Source organism: Novosphingobium sp. CF614, from assembly GCF_900113255.1.
Lineage (GTDB): Bacteria > Pseudomonadota > Alphaproteobacteria > Sphingomonadales > Sphingomonadaceae > Novosphingobium.
On sequence record NZ_FOOR01000012.1, the window covers coordinates 60,025 to 73,906 of the forward strand.

Consider the following 13,882-nt stretch of genomic DNA (forward strand, 5'->3'; position numbering starts at 1 on the left):
AAACCCGAATCGTGACCTACCAGAGCACTATCATCGAAGCCGGCAAGACGATCGGCACCGAGCCCAACTGGAACGGTATCGAGCCCGAATCGGTCGCCCGCATGCGGCTGCAGAACCGCTTCCGCACCGGCCTCGACATCGCCCGCTACACGGCGCGGATCATGCGCGAAGACATGGCCGCCTACGATGCCGATCCCGCCCGGTACACCCAGTCGCTGGGTTGCTGGCACGGGTTCATCGGCCAGCAGAAGATCATCAGCATCAAGAAGCACTTCGGGTCGACGAAGGGCCGTTACCTCTATCTTTCCGGCTGGATGGTCGCCGCCCTGCGCAGCGAGTTCGGGCCCCTGCCCGACCAGTCGATGCACGAGAAGACCAGCGTTCCCGCGCTGGTCGAGGAACTCTACACGTTCCTGCGCCAGGCCGACGCCCGCGAATTGGGCATGATGTTCCGCGATCTCGACAAGGCCCGCGCGGCCGGGGACGAGATGGAGTCCCGGCGCATCGAAAACGCGATCGACACTTACGAAACCCACGTGGTGCCGATCATCGCCGATATCGACGCGGGCTTCGGCAATGCCGAGGCGACCTACCTCCTCGCCAAGAAGTTCATCGAGGCGGGCGCCTGCTGCATCCAGATCGAGAACCAGGTCTCGGACGAAAAGCAGTGCGGCCACCAGGACGGCAAGGTCACCGTTCCGCATGAGGACTTCATCGCCAAGATCCGCGCGGTGCGTTATGCCTTCATGGAACTCGGCGTCGACGAAGGCCTGATCGTGGCCCGCACCGACTCGCTGGGCGCCGGCCTCACCAAGCAGATCGCCTATACCCGCGAAGCCGGTGACATCGGCGACCAGTACAACGCGTTCCTCGATTGCGAGGAAGTCGATACCGGCCGGATCGGGCACGGCGACGTGCTCATCACGCGCGGCGGCAAGCTGATGAAGCCCAGGCGCCTGCCTTCGAACCTCTACCAGTTCCGTCCGGGAACCGGCGAGGATCGCTGCGTGCTCGATTGCATCCAGTCGCTCCAGAACGGCGCCGACCTGCTGTGGATCGAGACCGAGAAGCCGCACATCGGCCAGATCGGCGGGATGGTCAGCCGCATCCGCGAGGTGATCCCGAACGCCAAGCTGGTGTACAACAACTCGCCCAGCTTCAACTGGACGCTCAACTTCCGCCAGCAGGTCTACGATGCCTGGACCGCGGAAGGGCGCGCCATGGACCAGTACGACCGGGCGAAGCTGATGAGCGTGGATTACGACGGCACCGACCTGGCGGCCGAGGCCGACGAGCGCATCCGCACTTTCCAGAAGGACGCGGCGCGCGAGGCGGGCATCTTCCACCATCTCATCACCCTGCCGACCTATCACACCGCGGCGCTTTCGACCGACAACCTGGCGAAGGAATACTTCGGCGCGGCCGGCATGCTCGGCTACGTCAAGAACGTCCAGCGCCAGGAAATCCGCCAGGGCATCGCCTGCGTCAAGCACCAGAACATGGCCGGCTCCGACGTCGGGGACGACCACAAGGAATACTTCGCCGGCGAAGCCGCGCTCAAGGCGGGCGGCGCCCACAACACGATGAACCAATTCGCCGCATGAAGCGTTGAAGGAACGCCCGGGGACCGGACCCGGGCGCATAGGGAAGCAACCGGCAGGCAAGGAAAGGAAAGGTAACATGACCACGATGACCGCAGAACCGGCCCGCGCGCGCGCGGTGCTCTCGAACGAGGACTTCAAGCTCCTGCAGGAAGCCGTCCTGTTCTACCTCAAGGCGCACGAGGACGATCCGATCTCGTCGAAGTACTCGAACCTCTATCACCGTCTCGGCAGCGCCGTGAGACGCTGACAGGATCGGCCAGGAGGCCGCCGCCGCAGGGAATTTCCTGGGGAGGAAAGCTTGGCCCGCCGCACATCGGTGCGGCGGGCCATTTGCGCCTGAAGTGCTTTTCCACCAAGTCTCTCGAAGCAAGGCTCATACCCCACCTCGTCCTTGCGAGCCGCCGAAGGCGGCGCGGCAATCCAGGGCAGTCCAAAACCGCCCAGGCCGACACTCTGGATTGCTACGGCGGCTCGAAATGACGAAAGCAAGGAGAACAAGGGTTCCGATCGATGGGATCGGGTCTTCCGTCCGTTTACCTTCCGGCACCATCGCCCCCCGGGAAACTGCGCAGAAATCGATTATTCCGGCGGCAATCCCGAACGGTTAGTTCGGTTCTCATGGGGGACTTGCACGCCAATCCATTCGTCGACCTCTATTCGTGTGTCGCCAACCAGCACCGGCCGGACATGATCCTGCTGGCGCTGGCGGCCACCATCCTGGCGGGCGCGACGACCGTTCTCGCGCTTCGCCGCGCCCGCCGGGAGCGAGGCGTCAACCGATACGTCTGGGGCTCGTTCGCGGGTACGGCACTGGGCGCGGGCGCCTGGGCGGCCCACCATGTCGCCTTGCTGGGCTACCTCGCGGGCGCGCCGGCAACCTTCATTTTCGACCTCACCCTGATCTCGTTGATACAGATCATTCTCTCGGGGGTGACCGCCACCACGCTGCTGCTTCGCTTTCCCACGCGCGGGGGGCTGGCCACCGCCAGCCTGTTCTACGGCGGCGGCCTTGCGGTGATGCATTACACGGGCATGGCGGCGATCGGCGTTCCGGCGACGATGCATTGGATTCCGGCATTCGTCGCCGCGTCGGTCGTCATCGCCATCGTCCTGAGCTATCCCATGCTGGCCCTGGCCTTCTTCCCACGCCGCCGGATCGCGCGGATAGGCGCGATCGGCTGCTTCAGCCTGCTGGTCATCCTCACCCACATGACCGGCATGACCGCCCTGGAACTCGTGCCCGGCAGGACGATGGCGCGCGGCCTGGTCATTTCGCCCGGCAATCTCGCCGCCTGGATCGGGGTGGTCAAGCTGGGGCTGTTCTCCACCGGGCTGCTCGTGCTGCTGGCGAACCGCCAGACCCGCGCGGCGCTGGAGCGGAGCGAACGGCAGTTCTCGATCCTGGTGAAGAACACGTCCGACTACGCCATCTGCATGCTCGACCGCGAAGGCCGCATCTCGCAGTGGAACGCCGGCGCCAGGCAACTCACCGGCTACGAGGCAGGGCAGGTGATCGGAATGTCGATGGCCTGCCTCTTCACCGTGGAGGATCGCGCCGAGGGACTGCCCGCGCAGGCGCTCGACACCGCCGCGATCAAGGGCATCTGCAAGGGCCTGTGGATCTGCCGCCGCCGCGACGGCACGCATTTCTGGGCGGACAGCACCATGGAAAAGGTCTGCGACGAACAGGGCGTGCACACCGGTTTTTCGCTGATTACCCATGACGTCACCCAGATCCGCGAAGCCCAGACCCTCGTCGCCGAGACCTCGCAGCGCCTGGATACCGCGCTGGAGAACATGCACGAGGGCCTGTGCCTGTTCGACGACGATGACCGCGTGGTCCTGTGCAACTGGCGTTTTCGCGAACTGTGGAACCTCGATGCATCCAATTGCGCCCCGGGCACCGCGCTCGGCCAGTTGATCGTGGCCGGTTTCATGAACCCGGACGGCCCCGCCTGCGCCGACGGGCATCTCCGGCAGTTCCGGCATATCCTGGACAACACGCTGGCCGAACAGAACAGCGCCCCGGTCGTCGTGGAACTGGGTGAAAACCGCGTGGTCTCGATCGCCAACAGCCCCCTGCCCGAAGGCGGCTGGGTGACGACTTGCACCGACATCACCGAACAGCGCCGCTCCGAAGCCAAGATCGAATACATGGCGCTGCACGATTCGCTCACCGGATTGCCCAATCGCACCGGCTACTACCGGCGGCTCGACCACGAGATCGAGCAAGCCGCGCAGCACGGCGCGCAAGTGGCCGTGATCGCGATCGATCTCGACCGGTTCAAGGAAATCAACGACACCTATGGCCATGCCGCGGGCGACGGGGTGCTCCAGACCATCGCGGAACGCCTCATGGCGAGCAACCGCGAAGGCGAAGCCATCGCCAGGCTCGGGGGAGACGAATTCGCCGCCGCCAAGTCCTTTTCCGACCAGCGCGAACTGCGCGAATTCATCCTGCGCGTCCAGAAATGCATTGTCTCGCCGATGGAGGATGGCGGCCAGCGCCTCTCGGTGGGGGCAAGCCTGGGTATCGCGCTCTATCCGCAGGACGCCGCGACCCGGGAAGCCCTGCTCAACAACGCCGACCTCGCGATGTACCGCGCGAAGTCGACAGTCGGCCAGACAGTCTGCTTCTTCGAACCCAGCATGGACGAGAGCGCCAGGGCGCGCCGCCAGCTTGCCAACGACTTGCGCCACGCCATCTCACGCGGCGAACTGAGGCTGCTTTACCAACCGCAGCGCTCGCTCAAGACCGGGGCGCTTTCCGGCTACGAAGCGCTGCTGCGCTGGCATCACGCGAAACGCGGCGTCGTCCCGCCCGATGAATTCATTCCGCTCGCCGAAGAGACCGGCGAAATCTTCACGATCGGCGAATGGGTGCTGCAACAGGCCTGCATGGAAGCGCGGCGCTGGCCGGTCGAACAGAAAGTCGCGGTCAATCTTTCGCCGGTGCAGTTCCTCCAGCCCGGCCTGGTCGAACGCGTCCGCGCGATCCTGATCGAAACCGGCCTCTCGCCGCGCCGCCTGGAACTGGAGATCACCGAAACCGCCATCATCACCGACAAGCTGCGCGCCCTGCACTGCCTGCGCCAGATCAAGGCGATGGGCGTGAGTGTGGCGATCGACGATTTCGGCACCGGCTATTCCTCGCTCGACACCCTTCATTCCTTCCCGTTCGACAAGATCAAGATCGACAAGTCATTCCTCTCGCAAGCGGAAAGCAGCGGACAGGCCCGCGCGATCATCCGCGCCGTCCTGGCACTCGGCAAGAGCCTGGACATCCCGGTACTGGCCGAAGGCGTCGAAACCGAAAGCCAGCTGCTGGTGCTGCAAAGCGAAGGCTGCGACGAGGCGCAGGGGTATTACTTCGGACGCCCGGCCGCCGCGCCAAGTCTCGACATGGACAACGCGGTCAATTCTTGATCTGTACCCTTGGGGAAGTGCGGCCGCGGCGAACCGTCCGGCGTCTGCCGCAGGTGCTAACAGCGGTGCCAGGAACGACCGATCCTGTTCGGGCGATACCCCCCAAGTACCTGCGAAGGCGCTGTAATAATCGTCTTCGCATTGGCAAAAAAATTAACACCTGCCGCATAACCTGCCGGTCAGCATGAGGGATCAAAGTGCATCGGCGGTTTTCTGAACAACAATCCGGAACAGCGGCTGGCGAGCCGGCTCTGCAATCGCTGGAGCTGGCGCTGCAAGCTGCTTCGCTCGCGGAAAAGCGGCTGCGCGAGGCGATCGAGGCCTTGCCGGAAGGCATAGTCTTTCTTGACGAGGAGGACCGCTACATCCTGTGGAACGAGAAGTACGCGGAGATCTACGCGAAGTCCGCCGACCTGCTCGAACCGGGTGTAAAGCTGGCCGACACATTGCGCATCGGTGTCGAACGCGGCGACTATCCGGAAGCCGTGGGCCGCGAGGAGGAATGGCTGGCCCACCGCCTCGCCCAGCTCAAGCAGCCCGGGAACCGGCATGAACAGTGGCTATCCAATGGTCGCTGCATCATGATCGAGGAACGCAAGATCGAGGGATGCGGCACGATCGGCATCCGCATCGACATCACCGAACTCAAGCAGAAGGAGGAAACCTTCCGCCTGCTGTTCGAACGCAATCCGCTGGCGATGCTGGTCTACGATCTCAAGAACGGCCAGATCCGTTCCGCCAACGAGGCGGCCTGCGCCTTCTTCGGATATGCGGAACATGAAATGGCGGGCCTTGCCGCCCGCCAACTCTTTCCCGAGGACATCTGGGTCGAGGCATCCGAGATGCTGGCCGCCGATTGCTCCGACACCAGCGACTGCTGGCACATGCTGCGGCGCGATGGATCGAGCGTGGAAGCGGTGATTTCCACCCGCCTGTCGCAGCTGGAAGGCTATCCCGCGACGATCGTCTCGATCTTCGATGTCACCGAGCGCCGGCGCATAGAACAGCGCATGGCGTACATGGCCCGGCACGACGAGCTGACCGGCCTGGCCAACCGCGCCCACTGCCGCGAACATCTTCGCGAAGTGCTGAACCGGGCGGCGCCGAACGATACGATCACCATCGCGCTGGTCGACCTCGACCATTTCAAGGCGGTCAACGACACCTATGGCCACCTCTTCGGGGACGCCTTGCTGACCGACGCCGCGCTGCGCATGCGCAAGCTGATTCCGCCCGACGCCCTGCTGTGCCGGATCGGCGGCGACGAATTCGCGATCGTCTTCCGCCGCTCCAGCCTGACCCAGGCCGAACTGGTCGCCAAGTCGATCATCACCGCGCTGTCCGAACCTTTCTTCGTCCACGGCAACCTGATCCATATCGGCGCCACGATCGGCTTCGCCTCCTCGCTCTACGACAGTCGCGATCCCGAAACGCTGCTGCGCTATGCCGACCTGGCGCTCTATGCCGCCAAGGGTGAACGGCGTGGCAGCTGCCGGGCCTTCGAGCCCGGCATGGATGCCGCCGCCCAGGAAAGAAGCCGGCTCGAAAAGGACCTGCGTACCGCCGTGCGCGGCGGGGAGCTGGAAGTGCACTACCAGCCGCTGGTCAACCTCGCGTCAGGCGAAGTCGAGTGTTATGAGGCATTGCTGCGCTGGAACCATGCCGAACGCGGCCAGGTGCCGCCCGACGTCTTCGTGCCGCTTGCCGAGGAAATGGGACTGATCGACCAGATCGGACGCTTCGTGCTGCACGAAGCCTGCAAGGAAGCGAAGCGCTGGCCCGAACACGTCAACGTCTCGGTCAACGTATCACCGCTGCAGTTCCGCAACGGCAATCTGCTGAGCACCGTCATCAACGCGCTTTCGACTTCGGGCCTGCGCGCCGAACGGCTCGAGCTGGAGATCACCGAGGCGGTGCTGATGGAGAAGGGCCCGCGTCCCGCCGCCATCATCCGCAACTTGCGCGCCTTCGGCATCGGCATTTCGCTCGACGACTTCGGCACCGGCTACTCCTCGCTGAGCTACCTGCTCAACTACCCCTTCACCAAGATCAAGATCGACAAGTCGTTCATCCTCAACCTTCACCACGAGGTCAATTCGCGGGCGGTGATCCGTGCGGTGATCGGACTGGGCAGGAGCCTGGGCCTCACCGTCGTGGCCGAAGGCGTCGAACACGAGATCGAGTGCGATTACTTGCGCGAGGAAGGCTGCATCCAGGGACAGGGCTTCCTGTTCGGCAAGCCGCAGCCGGCCTGCCACCTTGCCGCCGCCGGCAGCCGCGCGGCCTGACCGCCCTTCACGCCCCGGTTTCCGTGATCGCGGCGGGAAGGTCGATGCGCTTCCCCCTGTGCTCCCGTTGACGAAGGTGCTCCCGTTGACGAAGCGCATGGACCGAGCCGCATCGCGGCGCGAGATACCATGCCGCCCAGCCCTCAGGAGTCGCCGCCATGAACAGCATCGCCACGCTGACGATGAATCCGACGATCGACGTGTCCTACGATGTCGCCAGGATGCATCACACGCACAAGATGCGCACCGACAACGAATGGTATGCGCCCGGCGGCGGCGGCATCAACGTGGCGCGCGTGCTTGTGCGACTGGGCGGGAACGCGCGCTGCTATTACCTCTCGGGCGGTGCCACCGGCCCCGCGCTCGACGGTTTGATCGACCTGCACCAATTGGTGCGGACCCGGATCGCCATCACCGGGCCGACCCGCATCGCTTCGGCCGTGCTGGAGCGTGAGAGCGGCAAGGAATACCGTTTCACGCCGAAAGGCCCCACGATCGCCGAGCACGAATGGCGCGAATGCCTGGACCGGTTGGCCCAAGCCGATTGCGGCACCGTGGTCCTGAGCGGCTCGCTTCCTCCCGGCGTGCCGGATGACTTCTACGCGCGCGTCATCCGGCTGCTGCGCCCGCGGGGAATCGAGATCGTGCTCGACAGTTCGGGGGCCGGGCTCGCCCACGGGATAGAGGCGGGATCGTTGCTGCTGGTCAAGCCGAGCCTGGGCGAACTGCGGCAATATGTCGGCCGCGCGCTCGACACGCGCGAAGAGGCGGCCAAGGCGGCGATGGCCATCGTCGAGGCCGGCAAGGCGCGGCTCGTCGCGGTCACCATGGGCCACGAGGGCGCGGTGCTTGCCCGCCAGGGTGGCCCGGTGTTCCTGCCGGCGCTGAAGATCGAAGCGGCCAGCGCGGTGGGGGCCGGCGACAGTTTCGTGGCGGGCATGGTGTTCGCGCTCGGCTCCGGGAAGGACGAACTGGAGGCCTTCCGCTTCGGTATCGCCGCCGGTTCGGCCGCGGTGCTGCGCGCCGGCGCCGGCCTGGCGCACCCCGCGGACATCGAACGGCTGCTGGGGCAAGTCCAGCCGCTGTAACCCAGCCGGCGATTCCGCGCGGTTCAAGTATAGCCGATTGCCCGGAAAGTCACCCGGCCGCGACTGCCGGCTTGACCTCCCCTTCCGGCGGGGAAGCGAAGTTTCAACGAAAGGTGCTTTCCGCGCAGCAAATCCCTCAATTCGCGCTTTTCTAAACCTGTTTTATGTTGCAAGGTACACACGAAAGGCCGCTTGCGGCCCTGTCGGCGTTGGGAGAGAGCGCGCCGGGGACACTACCACCCCGGCGCGCCGATTCTTCGCAACCGCAGCATCTTCTCTTTCCGTTCCTGCCGCGTTCCCTCGCTGTGCTGTGGCGTCATTGATATGCCCCGCCCGGAAGTGCCAAGATGTTATCTAAGTATTTTTGCGCGATGCAGCAAATATCGTGATATTCTCCCGCAGTAGCGAACACGGACGGGCGATTCGTTAGTTGATTGCAGCCCTTCGGTCCGGCGCGACGGGGACAGCCATGTCGGACATTGACTGCGACGTCCTGATCGTCGGGAGTGGGATCGGCGGCCTGACCGCCGCCATTGCCGCGCGCGTCGCCGGCCTGCGCCCGATCCTGGTCGAAAAGCAGCACCTCGTCGGCGGTTCGTCGGCGCTCTCGAACGGGGCCCTGTGGTTGCCCAACAACCCGCTGATGATACGCGAGAAGGTCCACGATTCGCGGGATGCCGCCCTCACCTATCTGGGCAATTTCGTGGCGGACGACGATCCCGGTTCCTCGCTTGCCCGGCGTGGGGCCTTCCTGGACGGTGTTGCCCCGGTCGTCGCCCTGCTGGAAGCGCAGGGCATCCCCTTGCAGCGCTGCGAAGGCTACAGCGACTATTACGATCTGTTGCCGGGCGGCAACGCGGCCGGGCGGGCGATCGAAGTGCGGCTGTTCGATGCCAACCTGCTCGGCCCCTGGCGCCGGCGGTTGCGCCCGCAAAGCTTCCGCACTCCTGCACGCGCATCGGAATCGGCCGAACTGAGCCAGATGGGCGCATCGTGGGAAGGCAAGGCGAAGACCGTGCAAGTGCTGATGCGCGCGCTCGACGCGCGGCTGCGCGGCAAGGCGCTGCTCTCGGCCGGCGCCGCGCTGCAGGGACGCATGCTGCTCGCCGCGCTCAACAGGGGCTGCGATATCCGCACCAACGCCGGGCTGGAGGAACTGGCGGAAAGGAACGGGCGCGTCACCGGCGCGGTGGTCAACTTCGACGGGTGGAAGCGGCGGATCAATGCGCACTACGGCGTCGTCGTCGCGGCCGGCGGCTTCTCGCACAATCGCGGGATGCGCGCGCGCTGGCAGGACCCGCTGGTCGATCCGCAATGGTCGTCTGCCAACCCCGGCGATACCGGCGAAGCGATCACGGCGATGGCCCGTGTCGGCGCGGCGCTGGGATGGATGAATGAAGCCTGGTGGGTCCTGAACTTTCCCGGCGGCGGCAAATCCGGCAGCCATCGGATCGTGCCCGAATTGCACAAGCCGCATATCATCCTGGTCGACCAGGCCGGCCGCCGTTTCGTCAACGAGGCCGCGCCCCCCATGGAAGTGGGCCGCGCCTGCCTGGAACGCAATCGCAAGGTGCCGGCATTGCCGGCCTGGGCGATCTTCGATTCGCGGCATCGCCGGCACTATTCCTTCGGCTCCGCGCTGCCGGGCCGGACCCCCCGCGCCTGGCTCAGGGAAAGCCATCTGCGCAGGAACGCGACGCTCGAGGGGCTGGCGCGCCAATGCGGCATCGATCCCGGCGGCCTGGAGGGAACGGTGACGCGCTGGAACACCATGGCCATGCGCGGCATCGACGAGGATTTCGGCAAGGGGCGCAGCGCCTACAACCGCTATTACGGCGATGGCGGCCACGTGCCCAACCCCTGCATGGGGATGATCGCGAAGCCGCCGTTCTACGCCGCGCCCCTGGTTCCCGGCGACGTCGGCACCTGCGGCGGCGTGCTGACGGACGAGCATGCCCGGGTCCGGCGCGCCGATGGTTCGGCGATCGAAGGGCTCTATGCCACCGGCAATTGCACCGCCCCTCTCGCCGGGCCCCACTGCGCCGGAACCGGGCAATCGATCGGCAGTTCGGCCGTGTTCGGGATGATTGCGATCCGCCACCTCGTCCGGTAGGGCCATCGGGAAAGCGAGTCCCGACGCCCTTGCGCACACCATACCCCCTGCCCCGGCCAGGCGCGCGGCGCCCGTGAACCGTTCCAACACGGAACAGGCCGGCACGGAGCAGGCCGGCGCGGAACAGGCCGGCATGGGGCGCCTGCTGTGGACGATCGCGCTGCCGGCGATGCTGACCAACCTCGCCACCGCGCTGTTCGGGTTGGCCGACATGTGGGCGATCGGGCGACTGGGCGACGCGCCCGCGCAAGGGGCGGTGGAGCTGGGCGCCAAGTACATGCTGGGGCTGCTGAACGTCTTCAACTTCCTGCGCACCAGCACGGTCGCGCTCACCGCGCAGGGAACCGGCAGCGGCAACCGGGCCGCGCAGGGGCAGACGCTGGCCCGCGCCATGGCCGTGGCGGTGGCGATCGGCGCGCTGCTGCTGGTCGCCATGCCCTGGTCGGTGCCGGCCGGGCTCGACCTGCTGGAGGCGAAAGGACAGCTCCGCGCCCAGGCCCATGCCTACATCGCGATCCGCTACTGGGCCGGCCCGCCATGGCTGGCCAACTGCGTGCTGGTCGGCTGGCTGATCGGCCGGCGGCAGGTGCGCCGCGTGCTGGTGGTGGAAATCACCGCCAATGCCGCGCACATCGCGCTCGACCTGCTGCTGGTGCTGGTCGCGCACTGGGGCGTTGCCGGCGTGGCGATCGCCACCGTGAGTTCCGAAGCGCTCAAGTTCGCGCTGCTGGCCGCGATCGTGCTGCGCCAGCCGGCCGCACGCCAGGCTTTCGCGGCGATCCGCCACCGGGATACCTGGCGGCGCGGCGCCCTCGCCCGGCTGTTCGCGCTCAACCGCGATCTTTTCGCGCGCACCTTGCTGCTCACCGTCGCGCTGCTGATCTTCGCGCGCAGCGGGGCGCAGGCCGGGCCGGTGACGCTGGCGGCGAACGCCATCCTGTTCCAGCTGTTCATGCTCTCGACACTGATCCTCGACGGCTTCGAAAGCGCGGCGCAAGTCTTGTGCGGAGAAGCGCTAGGCAGCCGCGACCGCCGCCGCTTCACCGCCACGATACGCGCCGGGCTGCTGTGGGGCACCCTTGCCGGGTTGCTGCTGACCCTGGCCTACGCGCTGGGAGGCGCACGGCTCGCGGCCTGGTTCAGCACCGATGCGCAAGTCGCCGGCGCGACCGGCGTCTACCTCGGCTGGATCGTCGTGCTGCCGCTGGCCGGCGTCGCCTCCTTCGTGCTCGACGGGGTCTTCGTCGGCGCCGGGTGGACGCGCGCGATGCTGGGCACGATGCTGGCGGCCATGGCGCTCTATGTCCTGCTGATCTGGCTGCTCCATCCGCTGGGCAACCATGGATTGTGGGCGGCGTTCACGCTGTTTTTCGCCGCCCGCGCGCTGGGCCAGTTCATCGTCCTGCCGCGCCTGGTGCGCCGCGGCTTCAGCGCTTCCTGAACACCAGGCACAGATTGTTCGCCGGCATTTCTACCAGCTGGTCGAAAACAAGGCCGCTGTTCAGCGCGCAGGCCCGTACGTCGCCGGCATCGCGCAGGCCCCAGCGCGGATCGCGGCGCCGGAGATCCGCGTCGAAAGCCTGGTTGCCCGGCTCGATCGGATGGCCGGCGCGGCGATAGGGACCGTAGAGCACCAGCGGATTCCCCGACGGCAACAGCCGCCCCGCCCCGGCCATCAGGCCCTCGGTCGAACGCCAGGGACTGATGTGGACCATGTTGATGCAGACCAGCGCCTCGGCCCGCTCCACCGGCCAACGCGGCGCGGCGGCATCGAGCGCGACCGGCGCCAGCAGGTTGGACGGGCCCTCGGCCTCCCGCCACGCGGCGATGGATGCCAGCGCGTCGGGATCGGGATCGCTCGGCTGCCAGGACAGCCCGGGCAGCGCCCTGGCGAAATGAACCGCGTGCTCGCCGGTTCCGCTCGCCAGTTCCAGCACCAGGCCCGAAGGCGGCAGCACGGCGCGCAGCACGGCAAGGATGGGGTCGCGATTGCGGGCGGCGGCGGGCGCGCGGCGGCGGGCGTCTGGATTCATGGGGAGCAACTTGAACGTTTCCGCGCCAGGCGGAAACGTCCTTCGTCATCAGCGGTCGCGTTTTTTCCCGCCTCTTGTTCCGAAGCCGCCGCGCATCACCGAAAGTCGCGCGGCCTGGCACCATCGAGGCTGCTTGAAGCCGCGACGGGCCGTTCAGTCCCACAGGCCCAGCGAATCGGGTGTGCCCGAATCCTCGATCGGCACTTCGCAGCAAGAGATGCCGGCGTCGTCGATGAAGCCGCAAAAGCGGCTGCGCAGGGCTTCAAGGCTGATCCGGCGCATTTCCGTCTCGCTGAATCCGGCGGCGAGAATCGCGGCCAGCGCGCGTTGCTTCTGGGCGATCAGGTCGATCGCCTGCAGTTCGCGCACGTGGCGTTCCGCGAAATTCTCGTCCCGGCACAGCACTTCGCCCAGCGCCTCGATCTCCATACCGAGTTCGCCCAGCACTTCGGCCATGGCCAGGAATTTGGGTTCGTGGATCATCCTGGTCACGCCGCGACCGGATGTTCCCCGGAAGCGCTGAGCGCCTGCAAGTCGAGAACCATGACCATGTGATCCTCGATCGCCGCCAGCCCCTCCAGGAAAGGCATGACCTCGTCCTGCCCGGCGGTCGGCGGCGGTTGCAGGGATTCGGTGTTGAGCGCGATGATATCGCTGACCGAATCGACGATCAGGCCCTGCGACTGGCCATTGACCTGGCACACGATGATCGCATGGCGCGGCGTCGCCTCGGTCGGGGCCCAGCCGAGGCGGGCGGCAAGGTCGACCACCGGCAGCACGGTGCCGCGCAAGTTGACGACGCCGGCGACGTAGTGCGGCACGCGCGGCATCGGCGTGACCGGCGTCCAGGCCCGGATCTCACGGATCGCCATGATGTCGAGCGCGAAGATCTGGCCGGCGACTTCGAAGGTGATGAGTTCGCGAAGCATGGGCGCCTCCTATCGGCAGGTGTGGGTCAGTGCGCGACGCGGCGCACGGCCGCGACGAGCTTTTCGGTATCGAAGGGCTTGACGATCCATCCGGTCGCCCCGGCGGCGCGGGCGCGGGCCTTCTTCTCGTCCGAGCTTTCGGTGGTCAGCACCAGGATCGGGCGATCGCGGTGGCGGGTGCCGCCACGCACCTGCTCGATCAGGCCGAAGCCGTCGAGCCGGGGCATGTTGATGTCGGTAATGACGACATCGACCTCGTTGACGGCCAGCCACTCGAGCGCGGAAACGCCGTCGTCGGCCTGGCATACGTCAAAGCCGTTGGTGGACAGGGCATGATTGAGCAGCGCGCGCATCGAGGCGCTGTCATCGACGGTAAGAATACGGGTGGTCTTGGACATCGG

Annotated in this window: 11 protein-coding genes; 7 read left to right on the plus strand and 4 right to left on the minus strand. The window is 66.4% G+C overall.

Annotation, left to right across the window (positions count from 1 at the left end; translation table 11 throughout):
* Positions 1–11: 11 nt before the first annotated feature.
* From BM052_RS13555 to BM052_RS13585, 7 genes are all read left to right on the plus strand, one after another.
* Positions 12–1,604, plus strand: coding sequence for an isocitrate lyase (locus BM052_RS13555; RefSeq protein WP_091147735.1), 1,593 nt, complete (start codon positions 12–14; stop codon positions 1,602–1,604).
* 76 nt (positions 1,605–1,680) lie between these two features.
* Positions 1,681–1,851 (plus strand): hypothetical protein, encoded by a 171-nt coding sequence (locus BM052_RS19960; protein WP_177198477.1) that lies wholly within the window; start codon positions 1,681–1,683, stop codon positions 1,849–1,851.
* A 380-nt stretch (positions 1,852–2,231) separates the two neighbouring features.
* On the plus strand, positions 2,232–5,030 hold the full coding sequence (locus tag BM052_RS13565) for a bifunctional diguanylate cyclase/phosphodiesterase (protein ID WP_255406133.1): 2,799 nt from the start codon (positions 2,232–2,234) through the stop codon (positions 5,028–5,030).
* A 197-nt stretch (positions 5,031–5,227) separates the two neighbouring features.
* A complete protein-coding gene (locus BM052_RS13570; RefSeq protein ID WP_091147740.1) occupies positions 5,228–7,318 on the plus strand; it encodes a putative bifunctional diguanylate cyclase/phosphodiesterase in 2,091 nt (696 codons plus the stop codon).
* 158 nt (positions 7,319–7,476) lie between these two features.
* Positions 7,477–8,406, plus strand: a complete 930-nt coding sequence (locus BM052_RS13575; protein ID WP_091147741.1) for a 1-phosphofructokinase family hexose kinase — start codon at positions 7,477–7,479, stop codon at positions 8,404–8,406.
* Between the two features lie 469 nt (positions 8,407–8,875).
* On the plus strand, positions 8,876–10,519 hold the full coding sequence (locus BM052_RS13580) for an FAD-dependent oxidoreductase (RefSeq protein WP_091147743.1): 1,644 nt from the start codon (positions 8,876–8,878) through the stop codon (positions 10,517–10,519).
* Between the two features lie 73 nt (positions 10,520–10,592).
* Positions 10,593–11,960 (plus strand): MATE family efflux transporter, encoded by a 1,368-nt coding sequence (locus BM052_RS13585; RefSeq protein WP_255406134.1) that lies wholly within the window; start codon positions 10,593–10,595, stop codon positions 11,958–11,960.
* On the opposite strand, the gene BM052_RS13590 is transcribed toward BM052_RS13585, so the two are convergent.
* From BM052_RS13590 to BM052_RS13605, 4 genes are all read right to left on the minus strand, one after another.
* Positions 11,947–12,552 (minus strand): DUF938 domain-containing protein, encoded by a 606-nt coding sequence (locus BM052_RS13590; RefSeq protein WP_091147745.1) that lies wholly within the window; start codon positions 12,550–12,552, stop codon positions 11,947–11,949. The genes BM052_RS13585 and BM052_RS13590 overlap by 14 nt on opposite strands.
* 153 nt (positions 12,553–12,705) lie before the next feature.
* The gene (locus BM052_RS13595; RefSeq protein WP_255406136.1) at positions 12,706–13,035 is read right to left on the minus strand and encodes a hypothetical protein; all 330 of its coding nucleotides are present in this window, start codon (positions 13,033–13,035) and stop codon (positions 12,706–12,708) included.
* Positions 13,036–13,040: 5 nt separating this feature from the next.
* The gene (locus BM052_RS13600; RefSeq protein ID WP_091147747.1) at positions 13,041–13,481 is read right to left on the minus strand and encodes a chemotaxis protein CheW; all 441 of its coding nucleotides are present in this window, start codon (positions 13,479–13,481) and stop codon (positions 13,041–13,043) included.
* A 26-nt stretch (positions 13,482–13,507) separates the two neighbouring features.
* A complete protein-coding gene (locus BM052_RS13605) occupies positions 13,508–13,879 on the minus strand; it encodes a response regulator (RefSeq protein WP_091147749.1) in 372 nt (123 codons plus the stop codon).
* Positions 13,880–13,882: the final 3 nt, after the last annotated feature.